The sequence below is a fragment of the Cypionkella sp. PAMC25878 genome, assembly GCF_058135695.1.
Genome location: NZ_CM176871.1, coordinates 1,449,063 through 1,468,400, shown reverse-complemented (window position 1 = coordinate 1,468,400; position 19,338 = coordinate 1,449,063). Strand labels below are relative to the sequence as shown.

General features: G+C 61.4%; 17 protein-coding genes. 8 read left to right on the top strand and 9 right to left on the bottom strand.

The features are described 5' to 3' along the window. Nucleotides 1-24: 24 nt before the first annotated feature. The 3 genes from ACS5RD_RS06850 to ACS5RD_RS06840 form a co-directional block, all read right to left on the bottom strand. Complete coding sequence (locus tag ACS5RD_RS06850) at nt 25-528, bottom strand: hypothetical protein (protein WP_489930552.1); 504 nt, start codon at nt 526-528, stop codon at nt 25-27. A 105-nt stretch (nt 529-633) separates the two neighbouring features. Then, the gene (locus ACS5RD_RS06845; protein ID WP_489930551.1) at nt 634-2,532 is read right to left on the bottom strand and encodes an acyl-CoA synthetase; all 1,899 of its coding nucleotides are present in this window, start codon (nt 2,530-2,532) and stop codon (nt 634-636) included. Nucleotides 2,533-2,669: 137 nt separating this feature from the next. Next, a complete protein-coding gene (locus ACS5RD_RS06840; RefSeq protein WP_489930550.1) occupies nt 2,670-4,454 on the bottom strand; it encodes an ABC transporter transmembrane domain-containing protein in 1,785 nt (594 codons plus the stop codon). A gap of 126 nt (nt 4,455-4,580) precedes the next feature. On the opposite strand from ACS5RD_RS06840, the gene ACS5RD_RS06835 reads away from it, so the two are divergent. From ACS5RD_RS06835 to ACS5RD_RS06805, 7 genes are all read left to right on the top strand, one after another. After that, a complete protein-coding gene (locus ACS5RD_RS06835; RefSeq protein WP_489930549.1) occupies nt 4,581-5,402 on the top strand; it encodes an alpha/beta fold hydrolase in 822 nt (273 codons plus the stop codon). Further along, on the top strand, nt 5,399-6,346 hold the full coding sequence (locus tag ACS5RD_RS06830) for a threonine ammonia-lyase (RefSeq protein ID WP_489930548.1): 948 nt from the start codon (nt 5,399-5,401) through the stop codon (nt 6,344-6,346). The genes ACS5RD_RS06835 and ACS5RD_RS06830 overlap by 4 nt, the downstream gene beginning before the upstream one ends. Beyond that, nucleotides 6,346-7,134 carry a 3-oxoadipate enol-lactonase gene (pcaD, locus tag ACS5RD_RS06825; RefSeq protein ID WP_489930547.1) on the top strand — a complete coding sequence of 263 codons (789 nt, stop codon included), beginning with the start codon at nt 6,346-6,348 and terminating at the stop codon, nt 7,132-7,134. Before ACS5RD_RS06830 ends, pcaD begins: the two co-directional genes overlap by 1 nt. Next, nucleotides 7,127-7,798 carry an alpha/beta fold hydrolase gene (locus ACS5RD_RS06820; RefSeq protein ID WP_489930546.1) on the top strand — a complete coding sequence of 224 codons (672 nt, stop codon included), beginning with the start codon at nt 7,127-7,129 and terminating at the stop codon, nt 7,796-7,798. Before pcaD ends, ACS5RD_RS06820 begins: the two co-directional genes overlap by 8 nt. Before the next feature lie 120 nt (nt 7,799-7,918). Beyond that, nucleotides 7,919-9,136, top strand: coding sequence for a TCR/Tet family MFS transporter (locus ACS5RD_RS06815; RefSeq protein ID WP_489930545.1), 1,218 nt, complete (start codon nt 7,919-7,921; stop codon nt 9,134-9,136). A gap of 30 nt (nt 9,137-9,166) precedes the next feature. Further along, nucleotides 9,167-10,408: a mandelate racemase/muconate lactonizing enzyme family protein gene (locus ACS5RD_RS06810; protein WP_489930544.1), complete on the top strand. Its 1,242-nt coding sequence runs from the start codon at nt 9,167-9,169 to the stop codon at nt 10,406-10,408. 147 nt (nt 10,409-10,555) lie between these two features. Continuing rightward, nucleotides 10,556-12,496: a cation:proton antiporter domain-containing protein gene (locus ACS5RD_RS06805; RefSeq protein ID WP_489930543.1), complete on the top strand. Its 1,941-nt coding sequence runs from the start codon at nt 10,556-10,558 to the stop codon at nt 12,494-12,496. 42 nt (nt 12,497-12,538) lie between these two features. Here the strand turns inward: ACS5RD_RS06805 and ACS5RD_RS06800 are convergent, their stop codons facing one another. Continuing rightward, the gene (locus ACS5RD_RS06800) at nt 12,539-12,994 is read right to left on the bottom strand and encodes a MarR family winged helix-turn-helix transcriptional regulator (protein ID WP_489930542.1); all 456 of its coding nucleotides are present in this window, start codon (nt 12,992-12,994) and stop codon (nt 12,539-12,541) included. A gap of 61 nt (nt 12,995-13,055) precedes the next feature. Here ACS5RD_RS06800 and ACS5RD_RS06795 point away from each other — a divergent pair, with 61 nt between their 5' ends. Then, a complete protein-coding gene (locus ACS5RD_RS06795; RefSeq protein ID WP_489930541.1) occupies nt 13,056-14,258 on the top strand; it encodes an MFS transporter in 1,203 nt (400 codons plus the stop codon). 1 nt (nt 14,259) lies between these two features. Here ACS5RD_RS06795 and ACS5RD_RS06790 read toward each other — a convergent pair whose 3' ends face one another. From ACS5RD_RS06790 to ACS5RD_RS06770, 5 genes are all read right to left on the bottom strand, one after another. Next, on the bottom strand, nt 14,260-15,018 hold the full coding sequence (locus ACS5RD_RS06790; RefSeq protein ID WP_489930540.1) for an ATP-binding cassette domain-containing protein: 759 nt from the start codon (nt 15,016-15,018) through the stop codon (nt 14,260-14,262). Further along, entirely contained in the window at nt 15,015-16,088 is a 1,074-nt protein-coding gene (locus tag ACS5RD_RS06785) for an ABC transporter permease (RefSeq protein WP_489930539.1), read from the bottom strand. Before ACS5RD_RS06785 ends, ACS5RD_RS06790 begins: the two co-directional genes overlap by 4 nt. A 110-nt stretch (nt 16,089-16,198) precedes the next feature. Beyond that, nucleotides 16,199-17,140, bottom strand: coding sequence for a sugar ABC transporter substrate-binding protein (locus ACS5RD_RS06780; protein ID WP_054005632.1), 942 nt, complete (start codon nt 17,138-17,140; stop codon nt 16,199-16,201). Between the two features lie 80 nt (nt 17,141-17,220). Continuing rightward, nucleotides 17,221-18,027 (bottom strand): TIM barrel protein, encoded by an 807-nt coding sequence (locus ACS5RD_RS06775; RefSeq protein ID WP_489930538.1) that lies wholly within the window; start codon nt 18,025-18,027, stop codon nt 17,221-17,223. 184 nt (nt 18,028-18,211) lie between these two features. Next, nucleotides 18,212-19,237: a LacI family DNA-binding transcriptional regulator gene (locus ACS5RD_RS06770; protein ID WP_489930537.1), complete on the bottom strand. Its 1,026-nt coding sequence runs from the start codon at nt 19,235-19,237 to the stop codon at nt 18,212-18,214. Between the last annotated feature and the right edge of the window lie 101 nt (nt 19,238-19,338).

The window sequence follows — 19,338 nt, the reverse complement described above, 5'->3', positions numbered from 1 at the left end:
CCCTGCCCCGCACCGATGTTTTACCTATTTGATGCCGTCAGCACATTCGATCAGCGCTGACATTGAGGCCTTTGAGCCTGCCAGCGGGTAATCGCGCACCCCGGTGCCATCGGCGTCGCGCAGATGGGCGGTGCGACCTTCGGCGACCTCGACGAGGAAACGCACGCCTTTGTCGCCATCAGGCAAATCGAACAATGCCGAATTGCCGGTCAGGGTGGCGTTGGACAGGCTCCATTCACCGCGGCGGTCAACTTCGACTTGCAGATCGGCGGTCTCGCCCTCGGTGAAGTTCCAGTCGGTGGAGTAGAATTGCAAGCGCACCGATTGGTCCTGAAATACCCAGATGGTGAAGCTTTCCGAGCCCTCATCCACCGCTGCTTGGCAGGCGATTGAGCCATCGTCAAAGCTGTTGACCGCCACCATCCAGTTTTTGTGCTGGAACAGGGTTTCTTGCTCGGCCTGCGCCAAGCTTGGGGCCAAACCGAAGCCCAACATCACTGCACCCATTCCCATTTGCCAAAGCTTCATGGCGATCCTCCTCACATTTCTGTGAGAAAGATCGGAGAAAATCCGCCGTTTCGCAAATGAATTTGGCTGTCATCTTTGGTGGGTTAGTGGTTTTCAACCTGTGGTTTAAGGCTTTTCCACCCAATCCCAGCTTTGGGTAAATGCCCCCAGCACGGCGGCGACGGCTTCGGTCGAAGCCGGGCCGGAGGCTGTAAGTTTGGCGACAAGGCCGCGCTTTTTATCCTCGACCACTGCGCGCACCGTCACCGGCAGCTTGGCTTCGGCCAAGGCGGCGTTGTAAGTGCGGGTGATCGCCAAGCGGCGCAGGTCAGGCTTAAAAACCTTGCCGACGGCGGTTTTTGGCAATTCCGGCAGAATTTCGATGTATTTCGGCTGAGCCGCACGCTCGGCGATATGGGCTTTGGCGTAATCCATCAGTTGCTCGACAGTGACGGTCGCCCCTTTCCCAAGCTCGACATAGGCGCAGGGCAACTCACCCGAATGGGCATCGGGCTGGCCGATGGCCCCGACAAAGCCGACGCCTTCGCAGCCCATCAAGGCCTCTTCGATCACGGCCGGGTCGATGTTGTGGCCGCCACGGATAATCAGATCCTTGGCGCGTCCGGTGATGAAAAGGTAGCCATCGGCGTCGAGGCGGCCCAGATCGCCGGTGCGCAGGAAAATACCATCGGCGAACAGATCACGGTTCTTATCGAGCTCGGTATAGGTCGAACCGGGCAGAACGCCGGGGTTGGAGACGCAGATTTCGCCGACTTCATCGGTGTCGCAGATGCGGAAACCGTCTGGGGTTTTTTGCAGGATGCGGATTTCTGTATAGGGAAAGGCGAGGCCGACCGAGCCGATTTTCTTCGCGCCATCGGGCGGGTTAACGGCGACAAGGCAGGTACATTCGGTCAGGCCGTAGCCTTCGACGATCTGCACGCCGGTGATTTTCTGAAAGCGGTTGAACAGCTCGATTGGGAGTGGGGCGGAGCCGGAGAAGGCACCCCGGAGGGAGTCGATTTTGGCGTTGACCGGGCGTTGCAGCAGAGCGGAAAGTGCTGTGGGCACGGTGACAAGGTAGGTCGCTTGCCAGCGTTCGATCAGCTTCCACAGGTTGTCGAAAACGCCTTCGCCGCGGTAGCCAGCGGGGGTGGGGAAGACCACATGTGCGCCGGAGGCGATCATCGACATCAAGATCGGGTAGGCAGCGAAGACGTGGAACAGCGGCAGCGGGCACATCACGGTATCGGTTTCGCGGAACAGCAGAGTTGCGCCAAGCCAGCCGTTGTAGATCATGCCAGAGGCGCGGTGTTGCGCGACTTTTGGCATGCCGGTGGTGCCGCCGGTGTGGAAATAGGCGGCGGTGTGGTCTTTGGTGCGATCAGCGAAGGTCAGTTTATCGGCGGGTTGGCGAGCGCATTCGGTGGTGAAGTTTTTGACATTGGCGGTGTGGTGGATGGGGTTTTTCGGACGCACAAACGGCACGATCCAGCTTTTCGGCGGGCTGAGGTAGCAGTTGAGATCGACTTCGAGGATAGTTTTGACGCTCGGGGCGTGCTGGACAGCTTCGGCCACCTTTTGCGCCAGATCGGTTTTCGGGAAAGCTTTCAGGGTGACGACGACTTTCGCCCCGGTTTCGCGCAGGATCGACGAGATTTGCGACGGTTCCAGCAGCGGGTTGATCGGGTTGACGATGCCTGCGGTGGCCCCGGCCAGAAGGGTGACGGCGGTCTCCAGCGCGTTTGGCAGCACGTAGGCGACCACATCATTGGGGCCAACGCCCAAGCTGCGGAACAGGTTGGCGGCTTGAGTGACTTTGGCGTGCAACTGATCCCATGTCAGGGTTTGTGCGGGGTCGCGGGGGCCGGAGAGCAGTTGGTAGCTTATCGCGGGCCGGGGGCCGTGTTTGGCTCGGGTGCGTGAGAGGAAATCATAGATCGAATGGGCGATGTCGCGGTTTTCCCACGATGATTCCGCCTCAATGGCTTTGAGATCGGCGCGTGATGCGAAGCCGCCTGTCATGATGTTCCTCCCCTGTGGTCTTTCGGATACCGGGCCGTTCTGTTGCGGCCTCGATCGGTTCAAGATGGGGAAGATTGTGGGCTGGGGCAAGGAAAAGCGGCGGGGAAAACGCAACGTCAGGGGGTAAGAGTGCCGTCTTAGGGGTTTAGGTTGCCGTCGGTGAATTGCAGGCGGGCGAGGCGGGCATAGAGGCCACCTTGGGCGACGAGTTCGTCGTGGGTGCCGATGGCTGCGATGCGGCCTTGGTCGAGGACGACGATGCGGTCGGCGCGTTTGACGGTGGCAAGGCGGTGGGCGACGACGATGACGGTGCGGCCATGCGAGAGGTGATCGACGGCGGCTTGCACGGCGCGTTCGGATTCGGCGTCTAGGGCGGAGGTGGCTTCATCGAGCAGCAGCACCGGGGCGTCGCGCAGGATGGCACGGGCGATGGCGATGCGTTGTTTTTGACCGCCGGAGAGCATGACGCCGCGCTCGCCTAGGTAGGTGTCATAGCCGTTTGGTAGGGCTGCGATGAAGTCATGGGCGGCGGCGGCTTTTGCGGCGGCTTCGACTTCGGTTTGGGTCGCGTCGGGGCGGCCGAAGCGGATGTTTTCCAGGGCGGAGGTGGCGAAGATGACGGGGTCTTGTGGCACCAAGGCCATGGCGGCGCGGAAATCCTCGCGGGCGAGGGATTTCAGGTCTTGGCCGTCGAGGGCGAGGCTGCCGGATTGCGGGTCATAGAAGCGCATCAGGAGTTGCAGGACTGTGGATTTGCCGGCACCCGAGGGGCCGACGAGGGCGACGGTTTCGCCGGGTTGCACGGTGAGGGAGATGCCGTGCAGGGCGGGGGCATTGGGGCGGGCGGGGTAGTGGAATTCCACGTTGTCTAGGGTGATCGCGCCTTTTACCGGGCGTGTCAGCGTGGCGGGGTGGAGCGGTTCGGCTACGGGATCGGTGGCGTCCAGCATTTCGACGAGGCGCTCGGTGGCCCCTGCGGCGCGTTGGAGTTCTCCCCAGATTTCGGAGAGCGAACCGACGGCTCCGGCGACGAGAACCGCGTAGATGACGAATTGCACCAGTTGGCCGGGGGTCATGGTGCCTGCGCGGACATCGCGTGCGCCCATCCAGAGCACGCCGACGACGCCCGCGAAAACGAGGAAGATCACGATGACAGTCATCGCAGCGCGGGTGGCCATGCGGGTTTTGGCGGAGGTGAAGCTTTGCTCGGACACGGCGGCGAAATCGGCGCGGGTCAGGGTTTCGTGGGTGAAGCTCTGGACGGTTTGCACGGCGGACAGGGCTTCGGAGGCTTTGCCGGAGCTTTGCGCGATCCAGTCTTGGTTCTCGCGGCTTTGGTTGCGCAGGCGGCGGCCAAGGGTGACGATGGGGATGATGATGGCGGGGACGATCAGCAGCACCAATCCGGTGAGTTTGAAGGAGGTCAAGCTCATCAGCACCATACCGCCCAGCACCGTCAGCATGTTGCGCAGGGCGACGGAAACCGACGAGCCGATGACGGACAGGATCAGCGTGGTGTCGGTGGTGATGCGGCTAAGGACTTCGCCGGTCAGGATTTTCTCAAAATACGCCGGACTCATGCCCATGACGCGATCAAACAACGCGCGGCGGATGTCGGTGACGACGCGCTCGCCCAGTCGAGTGACGAAATAGTAGCGGATACCGGTGCCGATGGCCAAGGTGGCGGCGATCAGCAGGGCCGCACCGAAGTATTTATCGACAAGGCCAAGGTCGCCCGCGTTGAAGTTGTCGATGACCCGGCGGACAGCCATGGGCAGGATCAAGCTGACCGAGGCAGTGAGGATCAGCGCGAGGCCAGCGGTGATCATCATCGGGCGATACGGGCGCAGGAAGGGCCAGAGGCCGCGCAGGGCACCGACTTTTTTGGATTTCGCGCGTTGTTCGGTGGTGGTGTCGGCCATGATCTCGCCCTTGCTAGCTTGGCGCTCGTCTAAGCCCGCCCACACGGGTCTACAAGCTTTGCTGTTGCCGCACCCCCTTTCCCCCCTGCCCTGCCCGTGGCAGGTTGGCGGCAAATGGGGGCGGATATGGTCGAATTTTTCACGGCGGCGGATGGGGCGAAGCTGGCATATGCCGATGAGGGTGCAGGGTTGCCCTTGCTGTGTCTGGCCGGGCTGACCCGGACGATGGGTGATTTTGACTATTTGCGCCCGCATCTGCCCCCCGTGCGCTTGATCCGCATGGATTATCGTGGGCGGGGGGAAAGTGCTTGGACGGGGGCTGCGAGCTATACCGTTTTGCAAGAGGCGCAGGATGCTTTGGCGTTGCTGGACCATCTGGGGGTTTCGCGGGCGGCGGTGTTGGGGACATCGCGCGGCGGGTTGATCGGGATGTTGCTGGCGGTTTTGGCGAAGGATCGGCTGGCGGGGTTGTGTTTGAACGACATTGGCCCGGTGATTGAGCGCAAAGGGTTGGAGCGGATCTTCGATTACGTCGGGCGCAATCCTTTTGTGAAAACGCATGCGGCGCTGGCCGAGCGGTTGCCGGGGGCGATGCCGGGGTTTGTGGTTGGGGCGGAGCGGTGGGCGGAGGAGGCGCGGCTGCATTATACTGAAGGGCCGGAGGGGTTGCGGATCACCTATGATCCGGCGCTGCGCGAGAGTTTTCTGGCGGGGTTTGAGGGGCCAGCGGTGGATGCTTGGCCGTTGTTTGACGCCTGCGCGGGGCTGCCTTTGGCGCTGATCCGGGGGGAGAATTCGGATTTGTTGTCGATGGAAACGGTGGTTGAGATGCAGGCGCGCAGGCCGGATATGATGTTTGGGCAGGTGCCGGACCGGGCGCATATTCCGTTTCTGGATGAGCCGGAAAGTTTGGCGGTGGTGCGGACGTTTCTGGAGGCTTGCAGATGAATATCGAGATGATCCGGGCGGCGGCGACTCGGTTGCAGGGCCATGCGCGGGTGACGCCGTTGCTGAATGCGCCATTGCTCGACCGGATTGCCGGGCGGCGGGTGGTGGTCAAGGCGGAATGTCTGCAATGGACGGGCAGCTTTAAGTATCGCGGCGGCTGGGCGGCGGTTTCGGCTTTGCGGGAGGCCAAGGGGGTTATTGCGTTTTCCTCGGGCAATCATGCGCAGGGAGTGGCTTTGGCTGCGCATCAGCACGGCTTGGCGGCGGTGATCGTGATGCCGTCGGATGCGCCAAGCGTGAAGATTGAGAACACGCGGGCTTATGGCGCGGAGGTGGTTCTCTATGATCGGGAGACCGAGGACCGCGATGCGATTGGGGCGGCGTTGGCTGCGCAGCGTGGGCTGGTTTTGGTGAAGCCCTATGATGAGCCGGAGGTGATTGCGGGGCAAGGCTCGGTGGGCCTTGAGATTGTGGCGCAGTTTGAGGCGGGGTTTGGCGGCGAGGCCGAGGTGTTGACCTGTTGCGGTGGTGGCGGGCTGACATCAGGGGTCGCGCTGGCTTGCGAGGGGCGGTTTCGGGTGCGCACCTGTGAGCCTGCGGGGTTTGATGATGTGGCGCGGTCTTTGGCTTTGGGCGCGCGGGTGCGGAATGTCGCGCTGGCGGGGTCGATCTGCGATGCAATTGTGACGCCGACGCCGGGGGAGATTACCTTTCCGATCATGCAAAGGCTGTGCGGGCCGGGGCTGGTGGTGAGCGATGATGAGGCGCTGCGGGCGATGGTGCTGGCGTTTCAGCATTTGCGCATCGTGCTGGAGCCGGGTGGGGCGGTGGCACTGGCTGCGGCATTGTTCCGCGAGGGGTTGCCGGAGACGGTGATTGCGGTGGCTTCGGGCGGCAATGTCGATCCGGCGGTGTTTCGGGGTGCGATGGAGCGGTTTGGCTGATGGGCTTGGTCTATCTCGACGATATTCGGTTGAATGCAGAGGTTTCGGGGCCAGTGGGCGGGCCTGCGGTGGTGCTGTTGCACGCTTTGGGGACTGGGCTTGCGATCTGGGATGAGGTGGTGCCGTTGTTGCCCGCTGGCTGCCGGATTTTGCGGTTTGATCAGCGCGGGCATGGGCTGTCGGACGTGCCAGAGCCACCCTATGCGATGGGGGCGCTGATCCGCGACGCTGAGCGGATGATGGCGCATTTTGGGCTGCGCGATGCGGTGGTGGTGGGGCTGAGTTTGGGCGGGCTGGTGGCGCAGGGGCTGGCGGTGAAGCGGCTGGATCTGGTGCGCGGCATGGTGTTGTCGAATACCGCCGCCAAGATCGGCTCGGCGCAGATGTGGGGCGAGCGGGTGGCTTCTGTGCAGGCCGAGGGGCTGGCGGCTTATGCGCCGGGCGCGATGGAGCGGATGTTTGGCCGCAAGTGGCGCGAGGTGGCGGGGATGCCTCGGGTGCGGGCGATGCTGGAGGGCATGGATGCCCGCGGCTGGGTCGGTTGTGCCTCGGCGATTGCGGGGACGGATTTTTACACGCCCACGGCGGGGCTGACCTTGCCCACGTTGGCGATCGCGGGGGCGCATGATGGCACGACGCCGCCGGATTTGGTGCGCGAGACGGCGGATTTGATTTTGGGCAGCCGGTTTCATTTGATGCGCGGGGCGGGGCATCTGCCGATGGTGGAGAAGCCTGCGGAATATGCGGGGGTGATTGCGGAGTTTTTGCGCTCGATTGGTCATGTTTGACGTCGTGCTGGTGCATGGCGCCTGCCATGGCGCTTGGGCTTGGGCGCGGGTGATCCCGGCTTTGGCGGCGTTGGGCGTGGCTGCGCGGGCAGTGGATTTGCCGGGGCGTGGGGAAGCGGTGTCGCTGGAGGCGCAGGTGGAAGCGCTGATGGCAGGGTTGCGGTGCCCGAGTGTGTTGGTGGGCCATTCGGCGGGCGGGTTTGCGATCACGGCGGCGGCGGTGTCGCCCTTGGTGCGCGGGTTGGTTTATGTCTGCGGCTATGTGCCCGCGGCGGGGCGGTCTTTGGCCGAGATGCGCAAGGGCTGGGCGGAGCGGCCTTTGGACGGGGCTTTCATGGTGGACCGGGCGCGCGGGGTGTTTGGGTTTGATCCGGCACTCGCTAAGGATTTGTTTTTTCATGATTGCGCGGATGAAAGCGCGCGGTTGTGTTGGGAGGCATTGGATCCGATGGAGACGGCGCTTGCGGATGTGACGGCTGCGGAGGCGCTGCCTCGGGGCTATATTTCCTGTCTGGACGACCGGGCTATTCCACCGGCGTTTCAGGCGCATATGGCGCGGGGGATTGATCCGCAGAACGCCCTGCCCTGCGGGCATTCGCCATTTTTGGCGATGCCGGAGCGGTTGGCGGGGGAGATCGCTACGATGGTGCGGGGGGTTGGTTGAGGCGTTAGAGCGGGGGCCAGCCCCCGCACCCCCGGGATATTTGAGCACAGAGGATGACAATTTTAATCGAATTGTCGGGAATTTGGTTTATGTCAGACATTCGTTTGATTTGAGGTTTTCATGTTCGCCCGCGCCAATCTGAGTTTGCTGTTCATTCTGTTCACCGTGGCGCTGGATGCGATTGGCATCGGGCTGATCTTTCCGGTGATGCCAGATTTGATGGAAGATGTGACGCACGCGGGCTTGGGCGAGGCGGCACTTTGGGGCGGCGTTTTGGCGGCCTCGTTTGCGGTGATGCAGTTTTTGTGCGGGCCTTTGGTGGGAAATTTGTCGGACCGCTATGGCCGCAGGCCGGTGCTGTTGGTGTCGTTGGCGGTGATGGCGCTGGATTATGTCGCGATGGCTTTGGCGCACACGGTTTGGTTGTTACTGGCAGCGCGGCTTGTGGCAGGGGTGGCGGCGGCGACACATTCGACGGCGAATGCTTATGTCGCGGATATCTCGCCCCCGGATCAGCGGGCGAAACGGTTTGGGCTGATCGGGGCGGGGTTTGGCATTGGTTTTGTCGCGGGGCCGATGCTGGGCGGCTTGCTGGCCGGGATTGACGTGCGGGCACCGTTTTGGGTCGCGGCGGGGTTGGCTTTGGCGAATCTGGTGTTTGGCTGGTTTGTGATGCCAGAGAGTTTGAGTTTGGCGAACCGACGCGGGTTTACGCTGGCGCGGGCCAATCCTTTGGCATCTTTGCGCGCAATTCGGCGGTTGCCGGGGTTGAAGCGGTTGCTGCTGGTCAGTTTTCTTTATGCGGTGACCTTCAACGTTTGGCCCGCGATCTGGTCGTATTACAGCAAGGCGGCGTTTGGTTGGAACGCGCAATGGATTGGCTTTGCGCTGGCGGCGTTCGGGGTCTGCATGGCTTTGACGCAGGCGTTGTTGGTGGCTCCGATGATCCGGCGGTTGGGCGAGCGGCGCACGGCGGCGGTGGGGATGGGGCTGGAGGCGGTGTCTTACGGGTTTTACGGCTTTGCCACCTCGGGGTTTTGGGCCTTGGTGTTCACGCCGATTGCGGCTTTGGGCGGGGTGACCGGGCCGAGTTTGCAGGCGATGATGTCACGGGCAGTGCCGGAAAATCAGCAGGGCGAGTTGCAGGGGGTGAATTCGTCGCTGAACGCATTGGCGATGATTATCTCACCCTTGGTGATGACTTGGGTGTTTGGGGTTTTCACTTCGGCTTCCGCGCCGCTTTACCTGCCCGGCGCGCCGTTTCTGCTGTCTGCGACACTTATGGTCGCGGTTGTTATACTCTTTGTCGCGGGGACGCGCGAAGCGGAGCGATCCTAAGTTAGCCTGACCCCAAACAGGGGGTGCTTTATGAAGCTGCGCGATCTTGAGATTTTCACTGTAGCGCCGCCTGCGCCGGGCTGGGGCGGGCGCTATTGGACCTTTGTCAAGCTGACCACGGACAATGGCATCGTCGGCTATGGCGAGTGCTATGCCTCGACCGTTGGCCCGCGCGCGATGGATGCGGTGATCCACGATGTGTTTGAGCGGCATATGCTGGGTGAGAACCCGGAGAACATCGAGTTGATGTATCGCCGCGCCTATTCTTCGGGCTTTACCCAGCGGCCTGACCCCACGGTGATGGGGGCGTTTTCGGGGTTGGAGATTGCCTGCTGGGATATCCTTGGCAAGGCGCGCGATCGGCCGGTTTGGGCTCTGCTGGGCGGGATGATGAATGAGAAGGTGCGCTCGTATACCTATCTTTATCCCGAGCCGGGCGAGATCCCGGCGGATTTCTGGGTGAATGCGGATATGGCGGCGGAGGCTGCGGCGCGCTGCGTGAAGCAGGGCTTTACGGCGGTGAAGTTCGACCCCGCTGGCCCCTATACCATTCGCGGCGGGCATGAGCCTGCGATGTCGGATATTTCGCGCTCGGTTGAGTTCTGCAAGAAAATCCGCGAGGCGGTAGGCGACAAGGCCGATCTTTTGTTCGGCACGCATGGGCAATTTACCACGCCGGGGGCGATCCGGCTGGGGGTGGCGATCGAGCCCTATAACCCGCTGTGGTATGAAGAGCCGATCCCGCCGGACAATCTGGCCGAGTTTGCCGAAGTGGCGCGCTCGGTGCGGGTGCCGCTGGCGACGGGGGAACGGTTGACCACCAAGGCCGAATTTGGCGCGCTGTTGCGGCATGGCGGAGTGCGGATTTTGCAACCGGCTTTGGGGCGGGTTGGCGGCATTTGGGAGGCCAAGAAAATCGCGGCGATGGCCGAGGTTTATAACGCCGAGATGGCACCGCATCTTTATGCGGGCCCGGTGGAATGGGCGGCGAACGTGCATTTTGCGGTGTCGATCCCGAATATCCTGATGGCCGAGACGATCCAGACTGGCGGCGAATTTCATCTGAAGCTGATCAAGAACAGTTTGAAATGGGAGGATGGTTATATCCTGCCGCCCATGGCTCCGGGGTTGGGGATTGAGTTCGACGAGGATGTCGCGCGGGCACATCCTTATACCGGGACAGGCTTGCATTTGCAGATGCAGGAAGCGCCGTGCGATTATCGCCATGGCAATCGGTTTGAGGGCGGTGCGCCTGCGCCGACCACGGTTTGACCGCCTGGTATTGCGGCAGATGATCCAGCTATGCGCCGCTTCGGTGCGCAAGTGGCTCCGTTGTGGCGGGGCCACGATTTTTCTCAAAATCGGCTGTTTGCGGTAACGATTCTCGCGTAAAACACGGCAGTCCTTGAGGATTTCCGCATGACCGATTTTCTGTTGCTGGCGTTCATCTTCCTTGTCGCCGGGGTGTTTGCGGTGCCGATTGCGGCACGGTTGGGCTTGGGCTCGGTGCTGGGTTATCTGATCGCGGGGATTTTGATCAGCCCGGTGTTGGCGATTTTGCAGGTTGATCTGGTTTCGATCCAGCATTTTGCCGAATTCGGCGTGGTGATGATGCTGTTTCTGGTCGGGCTGGAGCTGGAGCCGAAGAACCTGTGGGACATGCGGGCGCGGCTGCTGGGCTTGGGCGGTGGGCAGGTGGCCTTAACCGTGCTGGCGGTGATGGCCGTGGCGATGGCGGTGGGTCAAGTCTGGTCGGTGGCGATGGCGGTGGGGCTGGTGTTTTCGCTGTCATCGACCGCGATTGTTTTGCAGAGTTTGGGCGAAAAGGGCCTGCTGAAAAGCGACGCGGGCCAAGCCAGTTTCGCGGTGCTTTTGACGCAGGATATTGCGGTGATCCCGATGCTGGCGCTGATCCCGCTGCTGGCTTTGCCGGAGTTGCAGGGCACGCATAGCGTGACCGATCATGCCGAGGCGTTCACTTTGGTCGCGGGAATGAATGGCTGGCAGGTGGCTTTGGTCAACATTGCCGCAATCATCGGCGTGGTGCTGGGCGGCAGTTACCTGACCCGTCCAGTGTTCCGGTTTGTCGCCTCGGCGCAGTTGCATGAATTGTTCACGGCGACGGCGTTGATGATGGTGATTGGCATTGCCTTGCTGATGACGCTGGTGGGGTTGTCGCCGGCTTTGGGGACGTTCCTCGCGGGGGTGGTGCTGGCGAACTCTGAGTATCGGCATGAGTTAGAATCGGACATCGACCCGTTCAAGGCGCTGCTGCTGGGGTTGTTTTTCATGACGGTCGGTGCGGGGGTGAATTTTGCGCTGCTCTGGGGCAATCTGGGGCAGATTTTGGCGCTGACGCTCGGGCTGATCGCGGTGAAGGTGCTGGTGTTGCTGGTGCTGGGGCGGATTTTCAAGCTGGCTGCGGCGGATAAGTGGTTGTTTGGGCTGGCTTTGGCGCAGGCGGGGGAGTTTGGCTTTGTGCTGATCTCGTTGATGGTGTCCTCTGCCGTTCTACCTGCGGAAATTGCCGATAAGCTGCTGTTGATCGTGGCTTTGTCGATGCTGCTGACGCCGGGGTTGTTCATCTTTTACGACAAGGTGATCGCCCCGCGCTTTGCCGAGACGGCGCAGCGCGAGGCCGATGAGATCACCGATCCAAGCCATATCATCATCGCAGGGATCGGCCGGGTTGGCGGCTTGGTCAATCGAATGCTGCGGGCGGCGGGGTATCATACCACGGTGATCGACTTTAGCAGCAAGCAGTTAGAAATGATGGCTAAATTTGGCGTGAAGGCCTATTTTGGCGATGCCTCACGCCCCGATATTCTGCATTCAGCCGGGATTGCCGAGGCCAAGTTGTTGGTGATTGCGATTGATGATCGCGACCAGATCACCGAAATGGTGCGCCATGCGGTAGCCGCTTATCCGAACCTGCATGTGATCGCGCGGGCGGTGGATCGTAACCATGTTTATGATCTGTGGGCGGCGGGCTGCCGGGATATTATCCGCGAAACCTATGACAGCTCGATCCGCATGGGGCGTTCGGCGTTCGAGGCATTGGGCGCGACACCCGAGCAGGCCGAAGCGATGCGGCAGGTCTATCATGTGGCTGATCAGAAAATCATGCGGGCGATGGCGGATCATTATGATCCGAAGATTCCGAACTTTGAGAATGCGGCCTATGTGGCGCGCGCGCGGGAGTTGACGACAGAGGTAGATCAGAAGTTGATCGTGAAATTCGCCGAGATTTTGGGCAAGCCCGCTTTTGAGACGCTGTTGCCGGGGGCCGAGCGCGGCGGGCTGGAGGAGCGCTCTGAGCCGCCGTTGGAAACCGTAGAGCCAGAGCAAGTTTCAGGCTAAGGCCACGTTTGCGGCTAAGCCCACGCCTCCGCCAAAGCCTGTTCAGCCAAGCTGCGACAAAAGCTGTGCCAAGGCTTTGGGATCGGTTGACGCTTGGGTTTCGGCCAGTTCGGCATGAAGTTTGCCGTGCTCGGCGCACCAGAGCGGTGCCGCTTGCGCAATAAGAACGCGCCCTGCCTCGGTGAGCACGGGGCGCCGGGCGCGGGCGTCGGCTTGGTCGGGGATCAAGTGCAATAGCCCGCGTTTCTCAAGGGTTTTCGCGGCGGCGGTCATCGTGGTGGCATCCATCGCCAGAAACTCGGCCAGTTCTCCCATCCGTGGCTGCCATTGGCCGCTGAGCGCCACCAACATGGAAAATTGGCCATTGGTCAGACCCAAAGGCGCGAACAGGCGGTCAAATCGGCGGGCCAGTTTGCGCGCCGCGCGCTGGGCGGCAAGGCACAGGCATTGATCGCGGATCTGAAGGACGGTTTCGATGGGGAGGCTTGATTGCTGCATTTTATATTGATATCAAACTACTTGGAGCAGGACAAGCGGCGGGTTGTCGCAGGAGGGCAGCATGGCGGATGCACAGTATCGCTGGGTGATCGTGGCCGCAGGCGGGGTGATGGGCTGCGTGGCGATGGGGGCTTTGTTCTCACTGCCGGTGTTGCTGACGCCGATGGTCGAGGCGACGGGGTGGTCGCGCACCGGGATTTCGGCGGCGATGACCTTTGCGTTTCTGGCGATGGCGGCGATGGCGATGATTTGGGGGGCGCTGTCGGATCGGTTTGGCGCGCGGCCTGTGGTGATGGCGGGGGCGGCGCTGTTCTCGGGGAGTTTGTGGCTGGCGGGCCATGCGCCGTCACTGCTGGCGTTTCAGTTGATTTTTGGCGTGTTGGTGGGCGGCTCGGTGGCGGCGTTTTTCGCGCCGATGATGGCGACGGTGACGGGGTGGTTTACCACGCAGCGGTCGCTGGCGGTGTCGCTGGTTTCGGCGGGGATGGGGATGGCGCCTGTCACCATGTCGCCTTTGGCGGCGTGGTTGGTGCAGAGTTATGACTGGCGCATGGTGCTGATGATTTTGGCCGGGGTGGTGGCACTGGTGACTTTGCCGTTGGCACTGCTGTTGAAGCGGCCGCCTGTGCAGGAGGAGGTTGTGGGGTTTGATGCGCCGGATACAGCCATGACGGTGCGGGGGGCGGTAAGGTCGCCGCAGTTCGTCGTGTTGGTTTTGACGAATTTCTTTTGCTGCGCCACCCATTCCGGGCCGATTTTCCACACCGTCAGCTATGCCGAGATTTGCGGTATTGCGGCGCTGGCGGCGGTGTCGATTTACTCGGTGGAGGGTATAGCCGGGATGTTCGGGCGGATTGGCTTTGGCGTGATGGGGGATCGGTTTGGCGCGAAACGTGTGCTGGTGGCGGGGCTGCTGGTGCAGGCGTTTGGCGCTTTGGGCTATTTCTTCGCCCGCGATCTGGGGCAGTTTTACGCAGTGGCGGCGCTGTTTGGCTTTATCTATGCCGGGATCATGCCGCTCTATTCGGTGCTGGTGCGGGAGAATTTCCCGATGAAGATGATGGGGACGATTATGGGCGGCACGGGCATGGCGGGCAGTTTGGGGATGGCGACGGGGCCTGTGCTGGGTGGGTGGATCTTTGACCGGACCGGGAGCTATGGCGGGCTTTACATCACCTGTTTCGCGCTGGGGTTGGCGGCTTTTGCGGTGGCGATGACATTCCGACCCTTCGCGCGGCCCCTACCAGAGGCCGCGCTGGCGTAGCTTAGACTTCAACGCCACCTTTGACGCCGGTGATGTAGCTGACGATGTCGTTGCCGTCGGTTTCATCGCGACGCAAGCTGGCCACGATGCGACCGCGACGGAAGACGACGATGCGGTCGACCAGATCAAACACTTGCCGCAGGTTGTGCGACACAAGGATCAACGGTACGCCGCGTTCTTTCAAACCGCGGATGATGTTTTCGACCTGTGCGGTTTCCTGCACGCCCAGCGCCGCCGTCGGTTCGTCCATGATCACCAGTTTGGAGGCAAACGCCGCCGTGCGGGCAATCGAGACGCATTGGCGTTGACCGCCCGACATGTTGCGGATCGGGTTGTCGACGTTGGGGATTTTCACCGCCGTCGTTTTCAGCGCCTCCATGGTTTTCTCGCGCATCGCCTTGCGGTCGAGGATGGAGAACGGGCCGAGTTTGAACTTGAACAACTCGCGGCCCAGAAACAGGTTTGAGGGCACGTCAAGGTCATCGGCCAAGGCGAGGGTTTGGAACACGGTTTCGATGCCGGACTCGCGGGCCTGTAAGGGGCCTGCGAAATTCACCGGATGGCCGTCGAAAATCACATCGCCTGCCGAGCGTTGTTCAACGGCGGTGATCTGGCGCACGAAGGTGGATTTGCCCGCACCGTTGTCGCCTACAACCGCCACATGTTCGCCGTGGCGCAGGTTGAAATTGGCATCCTCCAGCGCGTGCACACCGCCGTAGCGTTTGGTCAGGCCACGGGTTTCCAGAATAAATTCGCTCATGCCCGTGCCCCCCGGCTTTTTTGCCGCCATTGATCCAGCACCACCGCGCCGACGATGATCGCGCCTTTCACCATCTCTTGGTAATAGGCGTCGAGTTTCAGGAAGGTGAAGCCCGAGATGATCACGCCGAAGATCAAAGCGCCTATCACCGTGCCGATGATCGAGCCGCGCCCGCCTTGTAGGGAAATCCCGCCAATGACGGCCATGGCGATGGCGTCGAGTTCATACATCACCCCCATATTCGCCTGCGCGGTCTGGCCTTTCGACGAGACCACGATGGCGGCGATGGAAGCCAGCATCCCGGCGATGACATAGACCAGCACCTTGTGACGGTCGACGTTGATGCCGGACATCCGCGTCGCTTGTTCATTGGAGCCAATAGCATAGGAGTGTTTGCCGTATTTGGTGTAGGTCATGATCAGATGGAACAGCACCGCCAAGGCGACGAACACGAACACCGGGCGCATCCCGGAACCGATGGCGTTGTAGCTTTCGGTCGGGAAGGAAATCGGGTTGCCGGTGGACCACCAGCGGGCGAAGCCTCGGGCGGAGACCATCATACCCAAAGTAGCGATGAAGGGCGGGATTTTGGTATAGGCGATCAATGCGCCGTTGATCAGACCCGCCAGCAACCCGCAGGCTAGACCGACGAGGATTGGCACCAGAATGGGCAAATCCATCGCCCAATCGCCGAAGATCGCCTTCGGGTTGGGGTTGCCGTTGACGAGGGCAGTTTGCGCAAAACTCATCGCGACCATGGCGGTGGCGCCGACGATGGAGCCTGACGACAGATCAATGCCGCCGGTGATGATCACTTGCGTCACACCAATGGCGATGATGCCGACGGTGGCGACTTGCAGGATGATGATCGACAGGCGCTGGGTGTTGAACAGGCCCGTAGTGCCCTCGCGGCTGTTGAACAGAAAGCTTTCGCCAATGATCAGGCGGCCCAGAATTTCAAAGGCCACCACGATGATCACGAACGCGATGAACACATTCAACTCTTGCGGGCGGGCTTTCTTCGTTGGATCGTATTTCAGGCCACCAAGGCCATGCGCAGGCTCTGCCACGGGCTTCTCCCCCCAATTTGTCAATTGAAAACGGTCTTAGCCCCGCGTTTCCCTGCGCAGGGTTTGACAAAGGGCGACGCCGTGGCGCCGCTCCTTTATCCCGTTGGGGATCAGTTCTTGGCGGCGTAGTCAGCGACGTTCGCCGGGGTCACCAATTCGAACGGCACATAGACCTTATGCTCGACAGCCTCGCCTTTCGACAGCTTGACGGCAGCATCCAATGCGCCTGCGCCCTGCCCTGCTGCGTTCTGGAACACGGTTGCGTCCAGATCACCCGCCTGCATCGCGGCCAGAGCGTCTTGGGTGGCATCAACGCCGCCGACGACGACCGATTTCATGTCGATATTGGCGGCTTTCATCGCTTGGATCGCGCCGATTGCCATCTCATCATTGTTGGCAATCACGCCGTCAAACGCAGCACCAGCCGACAGCCAGTTGGTCATCAGGGTTTGCGCTTGGTCACGCGACCAGTTGGCGGTTTGCTCGTCAATGATGTTGATCTTTACGCCGCAATCCGGGCCGCCGATCACATCATGGATGTCTGCGGTGCGCTGTACGGCGGCTTGGTTGGAAAGCTCGCCCATCATCACATAAACATTGGCTTCGGTCTTGCCCGCTTCTTTGAACAGGCGGCACACTTCTTTGGTCTCCAACGTGCCACTATCGACTTCATTCGAGGCGACGAAGGCTTGGTTGGCCGGAAGCGTGTCAACGTTGATCGGCTGACGGTTGACATAAACCAGCGGGATGTTGGCAGCGGCAGCGGCATCCGACATCGCTTGGGTCGCGGAAGTGTCCACCGGGTTGACGATGATCGCGGTGACGCCGGAGGCAATGAAGTTGTTGATCTGGTCCAACTGCTTGGCCACGTCGTTTTGCGCGTCTTCGATCTGCACTTTCAGACCAGCAGCATCGGCTTGCTTCTGAATGCCGTTGCGCAGAACGGTCAGGAAGTTGTCGTCAAACAGCGCCATCGACACGCCGATACCGTCTGCCATCGCGCTGGTGCCCATCAAAGCGATGAAGCCCGCGGTCAAAAGGGTCTTTTTCATGTGTCTCTCCTCCACAAGTCGGTGTCCGGCACACCGTTTTTGGCCGGACCGCCCTCTCCCAAGGGCGGTATTCTGCCGCGTCAGGCTGTAACGCCCGCGCGGATGAATGCGATAGATGCCGTCAGCGCGGATTTGGGGTCAGCCAGATCGTGCACTGATGCGGCGAAAGGTTCGTAGCTGATCGCACCGGTGTAGCCTGCGGCACGCAAGGCGCGGATCTGGGCGACGTTGCCCAACAGGTCATCGGCATCGACCAGAACGCGGTGCGGGTCGCGCATGTCATTGACATAGATGCTGTCCTTGACGCCCGAGACATGCACGATGCCGGTCAGCTCCGGGTAGATCGGGCCACCACCCGCGAGGGCGTGGTGGAAGGTGTCATGTACGATGAAATAGGTGCCTTTGCCGCCGACGGCTTCGATCACTTCGGCCAGAATATCTTTGTAGCGCAAGCTGCACACTTCAAAGCCTAGCGGTTCAACCATGGCTTTGAGGCCGTAAGATTGCAGCATCGGCAGCAGGGCGCGCAGGGCGGTTTCGGTGACTTGGCGGCTGTCTGCGCGCGAGGTCGCCACATTGTCGTTGCGCGGGATCAGGCTGATGGCCTCGGCCCCGCAGGCCTTGGCTATTTTCATCAGATCGTCGGCCTCGGCGCGTTTGGCGTCCGACCAATCGTTGAACATTTTCACTTCGGCAAGCGCGAGGATGCGCAGGCCGCGCGCTTTGGCGGCAGCGCCCACTTCGGTGGGGTCAGCGCCGTCAAACAGCGGGGTTTTGAAATCATTGCGGAATTCGACGCCCACGCAGCCCAAAGACTGTGCGAGATCAAGGAAGGCCAACCAGCCCAATTTCGGGGTGGTCATGTGGTTCAGCGCGAAAGGCAACATTCTGGGAATTCCTCGACTCATGGCCCCTCCTCGGGCCAGTAGTAGTACTGTCGTGGAATTGATATTCTATTTCAAGTCGCAATTCTTCTATAGGTTCTATTTAGGGGGGCGAAGTCTGATGTGTTTTGACGATATTTTCGCGCAATGCTCTGATCGCGTCCATAATATCAGGCCAGCACAACGGTTAGACCGACTCGGCCACATGCAGATCGGGCGGCAGGAAATGCTGTAAGCCGCCGGGACCCCGGCCTTCGGTGGCGGCGCGGGTCATGATCACCATCAGATCACGGCAGAGCTTTTCCAGCGGCGTATCGACGGTCAGGGTGATCAGACCCTCGGCCAGACCAGCGCGCGACTCTGGCGTGAGGGCGGAAACTACCAGCGCCACATCGCCCGCAGACCGGGCCTCGCGCAGCGCCGCGATCGCGCCCTCCATGCCGCCACCGGCCACATAGATGCCGCGCAAATCGGGTTGACGGGCCAGCAGGTTGAGGGTGGCTTCATAGGTCAGCTGGCGGGTCTCAAGGTTAACCAGCGTGTCCAGAACCGTCAAATGCGGCGCACATTCGCGCAGGTAGCCGCGAAATCCGGTCTCACGCAGTTCATGGCCGTGCCAGCGGTGGCCGCCGACAAACAGCGCCATCACGCCGGGTTTTCGGGCGGTTTGATGCATGAACCAGCCCGCAGTGCGGCCCACTTTCAGGTTATTCAGCCCCAGATAGCCCGCGCGGGCGCCTTGGGCGAAGTCTGACAGTAAGGAAAACACCGCGAGGCCTTTGCTGGAAAGTTCCTCGACTGCCGCCGTCACTTCGGGGTGGTTCACGGCGGTGGCGGCCAGCACATCGCAGCGCCCCGCCATGGCGCGCAGGGCTGCTGCCATCTCGCCGGGGGCTTGGCTGCTGGAAAATTCCAGCACCAGACGGCCTTGCACGCCGGGAGCCTGTGCCACGGCACGATGCAGGGCCTCGGCGAAGGCCTTGTAGAAATCCTGCCCCTGTTTGTGCAGCACGACACCAAAGCGGATTTCGCGCAGATCAACCGGGCGCGGCGAAAGGCGGCGCGCGGCAGGATGGCCGATGCGCTCGGCGGCGGCAATGATCTGGGCGCGGGTGTCTTCGCGCACAGGCTCGCGTCCGTTCAGCACGCGGTCCACCGTGGCGATGGAAACCCCCGCCGCGCGCGCCAAATCTGCCATGCCCAAACGTTTCATCACGCCCCCTGATGGGTTTTCATCACCAATACGGGTATTCTGACGAGATATGATGAGAAACGCCAGAGCCTAGCTTGGCAGAAATGGAATATATCTTCTAT

What these genes read in the sequence shown, in the direction of transcription:
- ACS5RD_RS06850 (WP_489930552.1), bottom strand. Translation starts at nt 528, where the DNA reads ATGAAGCTTTGGCAAATGGGAATGGGTGCAGTGATGTTGGGCTTCGGT.
- ACS5RD_RS06845 (WP_489930551.1), bottom strand. Translation starts at nt 2,532, where the DNA reads ATGACAGGCGGCTTCGCATCACGCGCCGATCTCAAAGCCATTGAGGCG.
- ACS5RD_RS06840 (WP_489930550.1), bottom strand. Translation starts at nt 4,454, where the DNA reads ATGGCCGACACCACCACCGAACAACGCGCGAAATCCAAAAAAGTCGGT.
- ACS5RD_RS06835 (WP_489930549.1), top strand. Translation starts at nt 4,581, where the DNA reads ATGGTCGAATTTTTCACGGCGGCGGATGGGGCGAAGCTGGCATATGCC.
- ACS5RD_RS06830 (WP_489930548.1), top strand. Translation starts at nt 5,399, where the DNA reads ATGAATATCGAGATGATCCGGGCGGCGGCGACTCGGTTGCAGGGCCAT.
- pcaD (WP_489930547.1), top strand. Translation starts at nt 6,346, where the DNA reads ATGGGCTTGGTCTATCTCGACGATATTCGGTTGAATGCAGAGGTTTCG.
- ACS5RD_RS06820 (WP_489930546.1), top strand. Translation starts at nt 7,127, where the DNA reads ATGTTTGACGTCGTGCTGGTGCATGGCGCCTGCCATGGCGCTTGGGCT.
- ACS5RD_RS06815 (WP_489930545.1), top strand. Translation starts at nt 7,919, where the DNA reads ATGTTCGCCCGCGCCAATCTGAGTTTGCTGTTCATTCTGTTCACCGTG.
- ACS5RD_RS06810 (WP_489930544.1), top strand. Translation starts at nt 9,167, where the DNA reads ATGAAGCTGCGCGATCTTGAGATTTTCACTGTAGCGCCGCCTGCGCCG.
- ACS5RD_RS06805 (WP_489930543.1), top strand. Translation starts at nt 10,556, where the DNA reads ATGACCGATTTTCTGTTGCTGGCGTTCATCTTCCTTGTCGCCGGGGTG.
- ACS5RD_RS06800 (WP_489930542.1), bottom strand. Translation starts at nt 12,994, where the DNA reads ATGCAGCAATCAAGCCTCCCCATCGAAACCGTCCTTCAGATCCGCGAT.
- ACS5RD_RS06795 (WP_489930541.1), top strand. Translation starts at nt 13,056, where the DNA reads ATGGCGGATGCACAGTATCGCTGGGTGATCGTGGCCGCAGGCGGGGTG.
- ACS5RD_RS06790 (WP_489930540.1), bottom strand. Translation starts at nt 15,018, where the DNA reads ATGAGCGAATTTATTCTGGAAACCCGTGGCCTGACCAAACGCTACGGC.
- ACS5RD_RS06780 (WP_054005632.1), bottom strand. Translation starts at nt 17,140, where the DNA reads ATGAAAAAGACCCTTTTGACCGCGGGCTTCATCGCTTTGATGGGCACC.
- ACS5RD_RS06775 (WP_489930538.1), bottom strand. Translation starts at nt 18,027, where the DNA reads ATGTTGCCTTTCGCGCTGAACCACATGACCACCCCGAAATTGGGCTGG.
- ACS5RD_RS06770 (WP_489930537.1), bottom strand. Translation starts at nt 19,237, where the DNA reads ATGAAACGTTTGGGCATGGCAGATTTGGCGCGCGCGGCGGGGGTTTCC.